We start from the raw sequence: 14,081 nt of genomic DNA on the forward strand, positions 1-14,081 counted from the left end.
CATGCCTGCCAAAAGTCCCCTCATCGTCGATCTGAAATTCATTCCGGAGGAAGTGGACGCCGCCCTCCAAGGCGCCTTTCCCGGACGCGAGGTGATCAATCTTGCGGATCCGGCCCATCGAGGCCGGGACCTCTCGGGGATAGACTATGCGGTCGTCTGGAAGTCGGCGCCCGATCTCTTCTCTCGTGCGCCGGATTTGAAGGTCGTCTTTTCCGGCGGCGCCGGCGTCGACCACGTTCTGACGCTGCCGGGCCTTCCCGACGTGCCGCTGGTGCGTTTCGTCGACCGGACTTTAACGACGCGGATGAGCGAATGGGTCGTGATGCAATGTCTCCTGCATCTGCGGCAACACCGCGCCTATGAGGCGCTGGCGAAGAAGCGCGAATGGCGGGACCTCAGCCAGCCGGAAGCCACCGACGTCACCGTCGGAATCATGGGCATGGGCGTGCTCGGCCAGGACGCCGCCCGCAAGCTTGCCGTGATGGGCTTCGAGGTGATCGGCTGGTCGCGAAGCAAGCGGACGGTCGAGGGCATCGACACCTATGATGCCGCGGGGCTCGACGCCTTTCTCGGCAGGACGGATTTCCTGGTCGGTCTTCTGCCGCTGACTGCGGACACGAAGGGGATCTTCAATGCAGGCCTGTTCAGGAAACTCAGCCGCAAGGGTCCTTTCGGCGCCCCGGTCTTCATCAATGCCGGCCGCGGCGGCAGCCAGGTCGAGGCCGACATCCTCGAATGCCTCGATCGCAGCGTGTTGGGCGGAGCCTCGCTCGACGTCTTCGAACAGGAGCCGCTGTCGCCCGAGAGCCGCTTCTGGGACATGCCGAACGTCTATGTGACGCCGCACGTTGCTGCTTCGTCCGATGTCAAGGCGCTCTTTGCCCATGTCGATGAGCAGATCGAGCGGTTTGAAAACGGGCTGCCTCTGGAGCATGTGGTGGATCAGGTAGCCGGCTACTGATCGGCCGCCGAGAGCTTCGATCTCCGTGAATTGCCCCTCACCCTAGCCCTCGCCAGCGGGGAGAGGGGACTGGGAGCGTGCCGCGAGTCCCTTCTCCCCATCAGAATGGGGAGAAGGTGCCGGCAGGCGGATGAGGGGCAAATCACGACGTCAACGACCGGCTCCTAAGGCCGGCGATACCCTGTCGGCTCTCCGTAGAGCCAGCCGATGCGGCGGATAGCATCGTCGAGCCCTTCGCGGGCCACAGTCATCGTATGGCCGTTGGCATGCACCAGGGTCGTGTCGTCCTCCATGATGGCGACATGCCCCTTCCAGAAGACGAGGTCGCTGCGCCGGAGTTCTTCGCGGCCGACCGGCCTGCCTATCCCCGCGGCTTGCATGTCGGTATCGCGCGGAACCCGTCGGCCCGTCATCTGCATCGCCAGTTGCACGAGACCGGAACAGTCGATGCCGAAGCCGGAGCGGCCGCCCCAGAGATAGGGGGTTTCCATAAAGCGGGTGGCGATCGCGACATAGTCGTCGCCGATCGGCCCGCTGGCCGGCGCGCAATGGTTGGCGACCACCGCCAGCCCGCCGTCGAGGAGAAAATAGCGGGTGCCGCGGGTCTCCGCCTCGCCGACGACATTGATGCGGCTGCCAAGGGAGAGCGCGAAGGCCTGCGGGAAGCGCAGGTCCGCTCCGCGGTAAACGAATGTGCGGGGCACTGCGACGATGTGGGTCGGCGGAGCGCCGGGCTCCCCTAGCGTGTCCTGCGGCAAGTAGCCGACGTAGCCGTCGAGGTCCGACTTGACCCAGGCCCATCCATCATCGACGTCGAGAACGCGCACCGTTTCGCCATAGAGCAATTCCGTATCGGTGCCGCAGGCGAGATCCGGCCGGGCCCTGAGCGGCGTCACCGGCACGGAGACGACGGCCGGCGTGCCCTCGACGAAACGCTGCGCTTCGACGAGGCCGCGCAGGCGCTCCTCCGCCAGGTCCTCGCGATAGGCATTGAGACGGCGATCGAGTGCTTCGGGCATGGTAGAACTCACAATTTGCGGCCCTGATTGATGATCAGATCGCCGAATTTTTCAAGATAGAGCGCGCCCTCGACGGTGCGCTTGATGACGACATTACGCCTGTCGCGGTCGTCGCGCACCCGGTCGACGAGGCCGAGCGCGCCCATGGTATCGAGGGCGCGGGTGATCACCGGCTTGGTCACGCCGAGCCTCGCGGCGAGGCCGCGCACCGTGTGCGGCGGCGGCACGAGATAGATTTCAAGCAGAATCGCCATCTGGCGGAGCGTCAGATCGCGGCTATCCACCCGGACCTGCTCGAGCGAGACGGCATGCCAGAGCCCCAGCGCTTGGGAGGGCGTCAGTTCGACCGGCAAGGGAAAACTCCTGCGTAAGTCACGTCCTGCACAATAGCCAGCCGTTCGTTACGCAAGCGTTTCCTTCGTTGCTCTCGATCGCGCTGCCCCTCATCCGCCTGCCGGCACCTTCTCCCCATCTTGATGGGGAGAAGGGAACTCGCGGCGCTCGCTCATCTCCCTTCTATACACGGCCGGTGTGGTGGGCGAGGCGCCGCCACTTGTCCCTTCGCCCCGCTCGCGGGGAGAAGGTGCCGGCAGGCGGATGAGGGGCAGATACGGACGAAAGGCTATCCCGCAATCCGACCGATGTGATGGTACAGCGCCCTTATCGCCTGGGCTTCGCCGCCGATCGGGGAATGCGGTCGCTCGCTCTGCGCCCAGCCGAATATGTCGAAATGCACCCAGCTCCTCGCATTCGTCACGAAGCGCTTGAGGAACAGCGCCGCGGTGATCGAACCGGCCATGCCGCCCGAGGGCGCATTGGTGAGGTCGGCGATGCGGGCGGAGACATCCTTGTCGTAACCCATGTGGAGCGGCATCCGCCAGACCGGATCGTCCACCGTCAGGCTCGCATCGGAAAGATCCCGGGCCAATTCCTCGTCATCGGTAAAGAAGGGCGGCAGGTCCGGGCCAAGCGCAACGCGTGCGGCGCCGGTGAGCGTCGCCATGTCGACGAGGAGGTCTGTCCTCTCCTCGTCGGCATAGGCGAGCGCGTCGGCAAGGATCAGCCGGCCCTCGGCGTCGGTGTTGTCGATCTGCACCGTCAGGTCCTTGCGGCTCCTGTAGATGTCACCCGGACGGAAGGCATTGGAGGAAATCGAATTCTCGACGACCGGCACGATGACGCGCAGATCAACCTTGAGTTTCGCGTCCATGATCATCAGCGCCAGGCCCATGACATTGGCCGCGCCGCCCATGTCCTTCTTCATCAGCAGCATCGAGGCGGCTGGCTTGATATCCAGGCCGCCGGTGTCGAAGCAGACGCCCTTGCCGACCAGCGTCACCTTCCTGTTCCCCTTCTTGCCCCAGCGCAGCTCGAGGAGCCGCGGCGCCTCGGCGCTGGCGCGTCCCACCGTATGCACCAGCGGGAAATTCTGGGTCAGCAAGGCCTCGCCGGATATCACCGAGACATCCGCCTTGTAGTGGGCGGCGAGCGCCCGGAAGGCAGCTTCCAGCGCTTCGGGCCCCATGTCATTGGTCGGCGTGTTGATGAGATCGCGGGCCAGGAAGACGCCGGCGAGCTGCCTCTTGATGTCGGTTGCGTCCGCGTCGGCCGGGATCATCAGCGTCGGCGCCTCGGGCTTGGCGGACTTGTAGCGTTCGAAGCGGTAGGAGCCGAGGCCGTAGCCGAGCGCCAGGCGATTGGCGGTGAGCGGCGCCGTTTCGACATGCCACTTGCCGGCCGGCAGCGCGCGGGCGAGCTTGCCGGTGAGAAACGGGGCCTCCGACGGGTTCGAGCCGAGACCGAACAGCGCGCCGCCGAGATGGCCGTCGGCCGAGGGGATGAGGAGCACGGCGCCGGAGTCCGCCTTGAAGCCGGCCTTCTTCGCCCAGTCGAGCGCGATCGGGTCGATGGTCCCCGTCTCGATATGCGCCGGCGTCACCGCAAAGATGGGCAGCGTCTTGCCGGCGCTGCTGTTGAACGGCGACGGCCGTTCGATGAACTGGAAGGGAGCCATGAATGTCCTCGACTGACAGATAGGGTTCGCGTGATTAACGCTCTGTTAGGGTTAACAGATTATTGCTGGAGTGAAAGTTGCGCCGCTGATGTTCGGAGTTCCGGTGCCAATTGCCTGCTGGGACGCCACTTCATGCCAACGCAACACATCTTCTCATCCTCAATGCATCGCCTCGCGCTAGGCGCGGCCGTCGCACTCATGGCACTTGCGCTCGGAGGCTGTGCCGGTCAGCAGGGCAAGCAGGAGCTGACGACCGGCTCCATCCCGAAGCTGTCAAAACCGGTGCAATCGATGAACGCGACCGAGCTGGCGGCCGCCGCGGAGAATATCGGCCAGGCCTATGAACGCGATCCCAAGAACCGCGAAGCGGGCTTGAACTACGCCAATCTGCTGCGCATGACCGGCCGCAACGAACAGGCGCTGGCCGTGATGCGGCAGGTGGCGATCAATCACCCGGCGGATCGCGAAGTCCTCGGTGCCTACGGCAAGGCCCAGGCCGCGGCCGGCCAGCTCGAACAGGCGCTTCAAACCATCGGCCGGGCGCAGACGCCGGACCGTCCCGACTGGAAGCTGAAATCGGCGGAAGGCGCCGTCCTCGACCAGCTCGGCCGCTCGTCCGAAGCGCGCCTTAAATATCGCGAGGCTCTGGACCTTCAGCCGAACGAGCCCACCATCCTGTCCAACCTGGGAATGTCCTATCTCCTGACCAAGGATCTGAAGACCGCCGAGACGTATCTGAAATCGGCGGCGAGCCAGCCGGGCGCCGACAGCAGTGTCCGGCAGAACCTCGCCCTTGCCGTCGGGCTGCAGGGCCGCTTCCAGGAGGCCGAAACAATCGCCCGGCAGGAGCTGACCCCCGAGCAGGCGGAAGCGAACGTCGCCTATCTGCGCTCGATGCTGTCGCAGAAGGGCGCCTGGACGGAGCTCGCCAAGGCGGATGACGGGAATACTGACTAGCGGGGTCTCATTTCACCCGGATCCGGTGGCGATTTTCTGATCGTCGCGGCATCATCTTCACGCCAAATCGGTTTGAGCGAAGTCGTCCCCCTTGTAGATGAGCCCCACCCCGGAAATTTTCGCACAGGCATAGGCGAAGCAATCGCCGAAGTTGAGATCGGCCGGATGCCCCACGGCTTTGCCGTAGGTCATCGCAGCATCGAGCGCCTTGTCGCCGATCGAGCCGGAAATGCTGATCTCCTTGGCGCCGAGTTCCGCAACCAGGTTGTCGACGAGCTCACGCGCAATCGCGAAGATTTCGAGCGTCGGCCTAGCGGCCGCGCCGCCCGCCGTGGCGGCCGCCCGAGCCACCGCCAGGGCCGCCTCAAAGCACACGAGCGGGGAGATGAAACATGCATTTTGAACGTCCGACAGTCGCTTTGCCAGCTCGTTCCATCCTGGCTCCTGATTGATGACGGCGACGAGCGCCGAGGCATCAACGAACATCAGGCGTCGCCCCACATCTCATCGGTATAGGCTTTCATGTCGAAGGCGGGATTGGGAAGGCCGATTTCAGCCGCCCTCTCATGAATCTTGGCAAGGCGTTCGCGCAGCGGCACACTCGACCGTGTGCGCTCCAACTCGTGGCGAAGCGCCGCCCGAACGGCGTCGGTCTTGCTGACCTTGGTGAGCTTGGCGAGCTTCTCGGCCATGGCTGTTACATCATCGTCGCGAATGAATAGCGGCATGGTGATATCTCCAGTGAGAAATCACGATATCTAAAATCAGCAATCACAACAAGAGCACGTCACCGGATACGTAGCGCCTTCTCAGAAGCTTCAAGGGGCTCTCTCGGGAGTGTGAAACGAGCGGAGGCGATCGCTGACTCAGGAGTCGTGGGCGCCCTAGAACTTATCCGCCACCTGGATGCCGGCGGGGCCAAGGATCACGGCGACGAGGACCGGCAGGAAGAAGAGGATCATCGGCACCGTCAGTTTCGGCGGCAGCGCGGCCGCCTTCTTCTCCGCCGCCGTCATGCGCTGGTCGCGGCTCTCCTGCGCCAGGACGCGCAGCGCCTGGGCGATCGGCGTGCCGTAGCGATCGGCCTGGATCAGTGCCTGCATCACCGCCTTGACCTCCTCGAGGCCGGCGCGCAGGCCGAGATTTTCAAGCGCGATGCGCCGATCGGGCAGAAAGGAGAGTTCCGCCGTCGTCAGCACCAGTTCCTCCGCCAGCGCCGGCGACTGGGCGGCTATCTCGTCGGCGACACGCCGCATGGCGAGTTCCATCGACACGCCCGATTCGACGCAGATCAGCAGGAGGTCCAGAGCGTCCGGCCAGGCACGGCGGATCGAATGCTGGCGCTTCGATATCGCATTGGCGATGAAGATATTCGGTGCGTAGAAGCCGAGATAGCCGAAGCCGATCGCGAAACATGCCCTCAGCATGAACGGCTTGTCGGCGAAATTGCCCAGCACGAAAATGTAGACGACGGCAATGGCCAGGAACAGGAACGGCAGGCAGAAGCGGGCGAAGAGGAAGGTGTTCAGCGCATTCTGCGAGCGATAGCCGGCGGTCTTCAGCCGGTTGACTGTATTCTCGTCGACCAGCGCCTGCCTCAGATTGAGCCGTTCGACGATCTGGCGAACGGACGTATTGTGCTGCGCCCTGAGACTTGCCTTGCCGGCTGAGGTTTCGGCGTTCAGCCGGGCCCGCTCGCGGGCGCGGATCTGCTCGCGCTCGGTGGCGACGGACTTCATCCGCTTTGTCAGGTCGCCGCGCTCGAAAAAGGGAATGGCGAGCGAGTAAAAGGTCGCAAGAACGGCCATCGAGACGAGGACCGCGACGATGATGTTCGGGTCGGTGAGTGTCTTGATCCAGCCGTCCATCGTAAGCGCTCGCCTCAGATATCGAAATTGATCATGTTGCGCATCACAAAGATGCCGATGCTCATCCAGACGGCCGAAGCGCCCATGATGATGTGGCCGCGTGCATCGGTGAAAAGGATCATCATGTATTCCGGCGATGTGAGATAGACGAGCAGCGAGACGATAAAGGGCAGCGCGCCGATGATGCAGGCCGAGGCCTTGGCCTCCATCGACAAGGCGCCGACCTTCGCCTTCATCTTCTTGCGCTCGCGCAGCACCTTGGAGAGGTTGCCGAGCGCTTCGGAGAGGTTTCCGCCGGCCTGCGCCTGGATGGCTATGACGATCGCGAAGAAGTTCACCTCGGGCAGCGGAATGCTCTGGATCATGCGGGCGCAGGCGTCCGGAACGTTCAACCCCACCTGCTGGGATTCGACGACGCGGCGGAATTCCGTCTTCACCGGCTCCTGGCCATCGCTGGCAATCAGCCGCAATGCATCGTTGAGCGGCAGACCGGACTTGATCGAGCGAACCATGACGTCGAGCGCATTCGGAAACTCGTCGAGGAACTTTTTGCAGCGCCGCTTGATCTTCCAGCCGACGACCCAGCGCGGCAGACCTGCCGCGGCGATGAGTGCGACACCGCCCGCCACCCACAGACCGGCGCCGGCGATGAGGACGACGATGAAGGCGAACAGGCCGAAAAATGCGCTGAAGAGATAGAACTGCGTGAGCGAGATCGACACGTTGGCCTGCACCAGCCGCTTCTTCATGGAGGGGGCGGCATTTGCCGACTTTTCCTGCTGCTTCTTTTCGAGCTCCTTCAACGAATCCTGCAGGGATTTGCGCCGCTTCGACATTTCGTTGACGCGGTCGCGCGCCGCCTTGATCTTGGCGCGGTCGGTCTCGGCGGCGCTGACCCGGCGCAGGCGGCCTTCCGCCTTCTTGTCGTTTTCGATCCGGGAATAGAGCACACCGTAGGCGAGCGCCGCCGCGGCAATCGCGACAAGGCCGGCCAGTGCCAGAACGGTGATGTCTATGCCGAACATCGCTTGGTCTGTTCCTTTGCTTCAGCAGCACGCGGGCGGAATGCCGCGGGGTTCTTGTCGGAGCGGGATGCGGGCGGAAAACCGCACGCACGTCTCCACATCCCGCTCTAGTTCTTTTCCATGGCGTCGAGCGTGGCAGCGAGCCGCTTGTCCTCGTTGAAGTAGCGGGCGCGATCCCAGAAATGCGGCCGGCCGATGCCGGTCGAAACATGGCGGCCGATGATCCGGCCGTTGGCGTCCTCGCCGTCGATCTCGTAGCGCATCAGGTCCTGGGTGACGATCACGTCACCCTCCATGCCGGTCACCTCGGTGACGTGGGTGATGCGGCGCGACCCGTCGCGCAGGCGCGAGGCCTGGATGATCACGTCGACCGAGCCGGCGATGATTTCGCGCACGGTCTTGGCCGGCAGCGTGTAGCCGCCCATGGCGATCATCGACTCCATGCGGCTCAGGCACTCGCGCGGCGTGTTGGCGTGGATCGTGCCCATCGAGCCGTCATGGCCGGTGTTCATCGCCTGAAGCAGGTCGAAGACCTCCGGGCCGCGCACTTCGCCGACGATGATGCGTTCCGGCCGCATGCGCAGGCAGTTCTTGATCAGGTCGCGCATGGTGATCTGACCCTCGCCCTCGATGTTCGGCGGGCGGGTTTCGAGACGGACCACATGCGGCTGCTGCAGTTGCAGTTCGGCGGAGTCTTCGCAGGTGATGATCCGTTCGTCGGCGTCGATGTAGCGCGTCAGGCAGTTCAACAGCGTCGTCTTGCCGGAGCCCGTGCCCCCGGAAATGACGATATTGCAGCGGACGCGGCCGATGATCTGCAGGAGCGTGGCACCGGCGGGGGTGATCGAGCCGAAGCGCACGAGCTGCTCCAGCGTCAGCTTGTCCTTCTTGAACTTGCGGATCGTCAGCGCCGTTCCATCGATCGCCAGCGGCGGGGCGATGACATTGACGCGCGAGCCGTCGGGCAGACGCGCGTCGCAGATCGGGCTCGATTCGTCGACGCGGCGGCCCACCTGGCTGACGATGCGCTGGCAGATCGACAGAAGCTGCGCATTGTCGCGAAAGCGGACGTCCGACTCCTCGACCTTGCCGCCGACTTCGATGAAGGTCTGGCCGGCACCGTTGACCATGATGTCGGCGATGTCGTCGCGCGCCAAGAGCGGCTCGAGCGGCCCGTAGCCGAGCACGTCGTTGCAGATGTCGTCGAGCAGTTCCTCCTGCTCGGCGATCGACATCGCGAAGTTCTTGATGGTGATGATGTCGTTGACGATGTCGCGGATTTCCTCGCGCGCGCTCTCCGTATCGAGCTTGGCGAGCTGCGACAGGTCGATCGTGTCGATCAGCGCGGAAAAGACCTGCGATTTCGTATCGTAGTAGTCCTCCGCGCGCGGCGCACGGCGGCGCGCCGGAGCGGCGGGCGGTTGCGCACGGGGCGCGGCAGCCGCCGGTTCCGAAAGAATCGGGGCGGCGGGACGCTCCATCGCTCCCGACGGCGCGGCCGGCATGGACGGCGGCATCCCGGGTGCTTTTGCGCCGACCTTGCCAAAACCTTCATTTCCGCGTTTGCCAAACATCACTTCATTCCGCTTGCTCTCATCGATCCTTCAGGTTTGAACGGGAGTCGAAAGTGCTCCCGCCCCGCGGGTGCCTATCGTCTGCCGAGTTTTGCCAGAACCTTTCCGAGACCGCCCTTGCGCGCCTTCTTGATCGCCGTGCGCCCGGTCAGGAGATGGGCGAGCTGTGAGAATGTTTCGGCGGCGGGGGATTTCCTGTCGATTTCCGCGATCATCCGCCCGCTATTGGCGGCGTTTCCGAAGAGCACCGCATCGAAGGGGATGATGGCGGCGGCCTCGGTTTCCAGCGACTCGCAGAACTCGTTGGGAGCGATTTCCGGCCGCTTCGGCATACCGACCTGGTTAAGGACAAGATGCGGCGGCCTGTCGTTCGGCCGAAGCTTCTTCAGGGCATCGAGAAGGTTCTTCGTGTTCCTGAGGCTCGCCAGGTCCGGGATCGCGGTGATCACCACCTCGTCGGCCTCCCCGAGGACCGAACGGGTCCAATCCGACCAGCCATGCGGAACATCGAGCACCGAGACGGGCGCGCTGCGCTGCAGGATTTCGAGGATCGGCTGGAAGGCGGCCGCCTCGAAGTCATAGGCGCGATCGAGCATCGAGGGTGCGGCGAGCAGCGACAGGTGCTCGGAACATTTGGTGAGAAGCCGGTCGAGAAAGACCTCGTCCAGCCGGTCCGGCGCGGAGACCGCCTCGGCGATCCCCTGCGGCGGATCCTGGTCGAAATCGATATTCGCGGTGCCATAGGGCAGATCGAGATCGGCAAGGATCGTTTCCGTCGAGAAGAGGTTGGAAATCCCCCAGGCGCAATTATGGGCGATCACCGACGAGCCGCAGCCCCCTTTCGCGCCAATGAAGGCGAGGCTCCGCCCGACCGGCTCGGCCTCCGGATCGACGAAGATCGCCGCGACTGCCGCCAGGAGATCCGCCATAGCCACCGGCGCGACCATATATTCGGAGATGCCGTTGCGGATCAGATCGCGATAGAGCGCGATGTCATTGTGGCGGCCGACGATGACGACCTTGGTGGTCGGGTCGCAGACCGCAGCCAGCGGCGCCAGTTCCGCGAGCAGGGATCGCGGCTCCGTGGCGGTCTCGAGGATGATCAGATTGGGCGTCGACACGCTCGCGAACATGTTGGCGGCGGCGGCGATGCTCCCTCCGGTGATGCGAAGGCTCACCTTCGACATGCGACGATCCTGCCCGCATCGCTCCATGAGGCGCTGCATGGCTTCGCTCTCGCAGAAGGCGTGAATCGAGATGCGCGGCAAGGGCCGGAGCTGGTCGAGGTCACCGGGGCGCGATCCGTCCGCCGCAAACTCGGCTGCGCCGGTGTCGATGTTGTAGTCAATCGCGCTCATCTTGGGTTCCTCAAATCCGGCATCATTCCACCGTCGCTCAGTCGGACGCCGCGTCGCGCCAGGCTTCAATCACTTCGCCGCGCTGGGCGGCGTCGACCGGCGACATCTGGCGTGGGCCGATCAGGTCGGTCGGATTGGCGATCTGGGCGGCGAGATTGGACTGCGAAGCGCAGCCGAAATTGTAGTAATTGCGGTTCTCCAGCGTGTTCAGCGTAAGGTCCTCCGGCCACTCGCCGCAGGGCGCGGTCTGCGCGGTGATCGCGACATAGCTCAGGCGGATGGGTGCGGCGTCTCCCGGCGCAACCGCTTCGTAGCTGGTCTCGATCATTCTCTTCGGCGGCACGCCGCTTGCCGCCAGCAGGCGACGGATTTCCTTGCGGACGATTTGCGCGGCATGGCCATTGGCGGAGCCGCGCGGCAGCATGATCTGGATCACGCCGTTCGACGCATTGCGGTACTCGGCGGCAAAGCCGCGGATGACGTCGCGCGTGCCCGCGGTCAGCCGCGTGTCACCCGAGGCGACGGGAATGTCGATCACCCGCTCGCCTTCGGCAATGACGATCGGATGGCGGGTGCGGTAGTCGTCCGGGATCGAGCCGGTCGACAGATTGTCCTTGCTGCCGCAGCCTGCAACGAGGCCGGCAATGATCGCCAATGCGGCCATGCGGGCGGAGGTGCGGATCAGCGACATCGGGGTCGGCCTTTCAAGTGTTCTGGGAACTGCGTTTCGGTTGTGCATGACCCGGCCTATTTGTAGATGAAACCGACATTGCCGTGATAGCGACCGACGGGCGGTGCCGCCTCCGGACGTCCGTAGATCCGGTTGACGCGGCCCACAAAGAAGCTCTCCAGATCGTTGGCCGGATTGAAATTGTCATCGGGCCGCGACAGCGCGCTGCGGGCGACCGGCCGCACGAGATAGGGCGTCGCGATGATCACCAGTTCGGTCTCATTGCGCTGGAAGTCCTTGCTGCGGAACAGCGTGCCGAGGATCGGGATCTTCGAGGCGCCGGGCAGGCCGGACATCGCCTGGCGGATATTGTCCTGCACCAGACCGGCAATGACGATCGAGCCGCCGGAGGGGAGTTCGACGCTGGTCGAGGCTTCGCGCCGACGGATGCCGAGAAATGTACTGCCGGGGATATTGGTAAAGCTATTACCCGTTGCGACCGAGCCCTCATAGGTCGGTTCGGAGACTTCCGTCTCGATTGCCAGACTGATGCGGCCGGCACCAAGGACGACAGGCTTGAAATTCAGGCGAATGCCATATTCGGCATCCTCGACGTCCCGCTCGACTACCGGGACGGACTCTCCGGTAGCCTCATCCTCTTCCGTTGTGATCTCCTGCACGCCGGCGAGGCGGAATTCGCCGCCGACGTAGAATTTGGCCTCTTGGCCGGAAATCGCAGTCAGGCTCGGCTCCGCCAGCGTGCGCATGACGCCCGCCTGCTCCATGGCATTGACATAGCTCTCAATGAGGGTGCCACCCACCGTTCCCTTTATGAGGGAGTTCGCGGCGACCCCGATCGCGTTGCCCAGATTGGCAGGATTGCGGAAGCTCAGTCCACTTTCGCCATCGGTCACGCGGCCGTTAAAGCCGAGCTGCTTAAGCACCTGCCGGCTGACCTCGGCCACCGTGACCTTCAATGTTACCTGATCCTCGCCCTCCACCGTCAGAAGATTGACGATCTGGGAGGTCTGACGCTCTTCGGCAAATATGTCTGCATCGCCATTGGTACCCTGGGCGGTGATGTTGCGAGTCGTCGCCTCGCCGCCCTGCAGGAAGGCCCGGGCAAGATCGACGGCTTTTGTCGAGTCGAGCGGCGTGCGGACGCTGCCGGTCAGGACCACGTTGTCGGAGACGATTTCGACATGGATATCCGCATCGGGAATGAAGCGGCGCAGATTGGCTTCGAGGCCGGCGACATCACGCTCGACGGCAACGTCAAGGCTGACGATCTCCTCTCCATTCGGTCCGAAAACGAAGATGTTCGTCTGACCGACGGTCTTGCCGAACAGGTACATGCGGCGCGACGTGCGCGTGACGGCATCGGCGAGCGCCGGATCGGCAACGAGAATATCATGGGCGTCGGTCGGGAGATCGACGACCACGGCCTTGTTGAGACCGAGATTGACCTTCTTCTTGACGCCCGGGCCGCTCTCGAGGATCCGGACCACCGACGAGGCAGCCGCTTCCGCGGTCGGCCCTGCCGGCAGCATCACGCCGGAAAATGCCAGTGAGAAGGAAAGACCGGCTGCGAGACAGGTCCGAAATGTGTTTCCGCTCCGCTTCACGTTCTCGCCCCGTCCGATCTTACTGCTGGTTCTGCGTGGTGGCGGTGCCGTCGTCCTTGACGATGGAACCGGACTTGATGACCTGGATGCTCGGCTGGCCGTCGCCGCTCAAGAGATAGTCGGCAGATTCCGTATCGGCCTCCTGGGCATCGGCGACGCTGCGCAACGCCAACGAAATGCGCTCGGCCATCTGCTGCGCGACCGTCATGACTTTCGATTGGTCGGGGGTGAGCTCGAGGGTCGCCGTGGTGCCGATGACGGATTTGGAGCCGTCGTCCTTCTCTTCGACCTGCTGGTCGATCGCCAGCACCCGGACGTTGCTGAGCACGGTTTCGGTCAGGTAGACGTCGCCGTCGGACTTCCGCACCATGATGACGTCGACGCGGTCGTTCGGCAGGATGAAGCCGCCGGCGCCGGTTGCGACGGTGATCTCTGTCGCCACGGCCCGCTTTCCGGCCGGCAGCAGCGACGACATGATGCGGTTGGACGGGTCGGCGATTTTTTCCTGGCGCACGGGCTCGCCGTCGAAGAGCGGCAGGCGGACGACGGCGCCGGAAAGATCGTCGATTGCCGCCGGACGGTTCTCCTCGGTAATCATGCCGTCGGCGACACCATCCTTCGGCCAGGCCAGCCAGTGGATCGAATCGGCGCCGAGCCGGGAGCCCACCGGCAGGCTCTTGCTTGCGACAAGCACGTTTATGCTCGGCGCCTGCTCGACAAGCGGTTCCGCCATCCGCTGCGCCGGAGCACGGGTGAGCTTCATCGCCAATAGCCCAGCCATTGCCGCGGAACCCACGGCTACCGCCAGAATGATGATGCGCACCGGTTTCATGATCTTCTAAGCCCCTGGAAATCCCCAGGGGCAGATTGATCAGGAATTGGTGTAATTATAGTTAACGGATTGCTTATGGAGACGGTTAATGAGAATTAACCCGCATTTTCGCGGCTACGCCGTGCTGACGAACGCCACGCAGACAGCTTCAGAGGAAAGCCGCTCCTGAAAAGCGGCT

14 protein-coding genes are annotated in these 14,081 nt (G+C 63.9%); 2 read left to right on the forward strand and 12 right to left on the reverse strand.

What is annotated here, in order from left to right; all coding sequences use genetic code 11:
- Position 1: 1 nt before the first annotated feature.
- Positions 2 to 961 (forward strand): 2-hydroxyacid dehydrogenase, encoded by a 960-nt coding sequence (locus AU381_RS11285; protein WP_064241781.1) that lies wholly within the window; start codon positions 2 to 4, stop codon positions 959 to 961.
- A 164-nt stretch (positions 962 to 1,125) separates the two neighbouring features.
- On the opposite strand, the gene AU381_RS11290 is transcribed toward AU381_RS11285, so the two are convergent.
- The 3 genes from AU381_RS11290 to AU381_RS11300 all read right to left on the reverse strand — a co-directional run bounded on the left by AU381_RS11290 (position 1,126) and on the right by AU381_RS11300 (position 3,994).
- Positions 1,126 to 1,980 (reverse strand): C40 family peptidase, encoded by an 855-nt coding sequence (locus AU381_RS11290; RefSeq protein ID WP_064241782.1) that lies wholly within the window; start codon positions 1,978 to 1,980, stop codon positions 1,126 to 1,128.
- Between the two features lie 8 nt (positions 1,981 to 1,988).
- On the reverse strand, positions 1,989 to 2,333 hold the full coding sequence (locus AU381_RS11295) for a MarR family transcriptional regulator (protein ID WP_064241783.1): 345 nt from the start codon (positions 2,331 to 2,333) through the stop codon (positions 1,989 to 1,991).
- Positions 2,334 to 2,602: 269 nt separating this feature from the next.
- Positions 2,603 to 3,994 (reverse strand): leucyl aminopeptidase family protein, encoded by a 1,392-nt coding sequence (locus AU381_RS11300; protein ID WP_064241784.1) that lies wholly within the window; start codon positions 3,992 to 3,994, stop codon positions 2,603 to 2,605.
- 132 nt (positions 3,995 to 4,126) lie between these two features.
- On the opposite strand from AU381_RS11300, the gene AU381_RS11305 reads away from it, so the two are divergent.
- The gene (locus AU381_RS11305; RefSeq protein ID WP_064241785.1) at positions 4,127 to 4,951 is read left to right on the forward strand and encodes a tetratricopeptide repeat protein; all 825 of its coding nucleotides are present in this window, start codon (positions 4,127 to 4,129) and stop codon (positions 4,949 to 4,951) included.
- A 57-nt stretch (positions 4,952 to 5,008) separates the two neighbouring features.
- Here the strand turns inward: AU381_RS11305 and AU381_RS11310 are convergent, their stop codons facing one another.
- The 9 genes from AU381_RS11310 to cpaB all read right to left on the reverse strand — a co-directional run bounded on the left by AU381_RS11310 (position 5,009) and on the right by cpaB (position 13,903).
- Positions 5,009 to 5,437: a type II toxin-antitoxin system VapC family toxin gene (locus AU381_RS11310; RefSeq protein ID WP_064241786.1), complete on the reverse strand. Its 429-nt coding sequence runs from the start codon at positions 5,435 to 5,437 to the stop codon at positions 5,009 to 5,011.
- On the reverse strand, positions 5,437 to 5,679 hold the full coding sequence (locus AU381_RS11315) for a type II toxin-antitoxin system VapB family antitoxin (protein WP_064241787.1): 243 nt from the start codon (positions 5,677 to 5,679) through the stop codon (positions 5,437 to 5,439). Before AU381_RS11315 ends, AU381_RS11310 begins: the two co-directional genes overlap by 1 nt.
- A gap of 156 nt (positions 5,680 to 5,835) precedes the next feature.
- Entirely contained in the window at positions 5,836 to 6,819 is a 984-nt protein-coding gene (locus AU381_RS11320) for a type II secretion system F family protein (protein WP_064241788.1), read from the reverse strand.
- A gap of 14 nt (positions 6,820 to 6,833) precedes the next feature.
- Positions 6,834 to 7,844, reverse strand: coding sequence for a type II secretion system F family protein (locus AU381_RS11325; protein ID WP_064241789.1), 1,011 nt, complete (start codon positions 7,842 to 7,844; stop codon positions 6,834 to 6,836).
- Between the two features lie 107 nt (positions 7,845 to 7,951).
- Positions 7,952 to 9,418, reverse strand: coding sequence for a TadA family conjugal transfer-associated ATPase (locus AU381_RS11330; protein WP_064241790.1), 1,467 nt, complete (start codon positions 9,416 to 9,418; stop codon positions 7,952 to 7,954).
- Between the two features lie 74 nt (positions 9,419 to 9,492).
- Positions 9,493 to 10,776 (reverse strand): CpaE/TadZ family protein, encoded by a 1,284-nt coding sequence (locus tag AU381_RS11335; protein ID WP_064241791.1) that lies wholly within the window; start codon positions 10,774 to 10,776, stop codon positions 9,493 to 9,495.
- Positions 10,777 to 10,813: 37 nt separating this feature from the next.
- Positions 10,814 to 11,467 (reverse strand): CpaD family pilus assembly protein, encoded by a 654-nt coding sequence (locus AU381_RS11340; RefSeq protein ID WP_064241792.1) that lies wholly within the window; start codon positions 11,465 to 11,467, stop codon positions 10,814 to 10,816.
- A 56-nt stretch (positions 11,468 to 11,523) separates the two neighbouring features.
- Positions 11,524 to 12,996, reverse strand: coding sequence for a type II and III secretion system protein family protein (locus AU381_RS11345; protein WP_244520050.1), 1,473 nt, complete (start codon positions 12,994 to 12,996; stop codon positions 11,524 to 11,526).
- A gap of 94 nt (positions 12,997 to 13,090) precedes the next feature.
- Entirely contained in the window at positions 13,091 to 13,903 is an 813-nt protein-coding gene (gene cpaB / locus AU381_RS11350; protein WP_064241794.1) for a Flp pilus assembly protein CpaB, read from the reverse strand.
- Positions 13,904 to 14,081 lie beyond the last annotated feature (178 nt).

The organism is Sinorhizobium glycinis (genome assembly GCF_001651865.1).
Lineage (GTDB): Bacteria > Pseudomonadota > Alphaproteobacteria > Rhizobiales > Rhizobiaceae > Sinorhizobium > Sinorhizobium glycinis.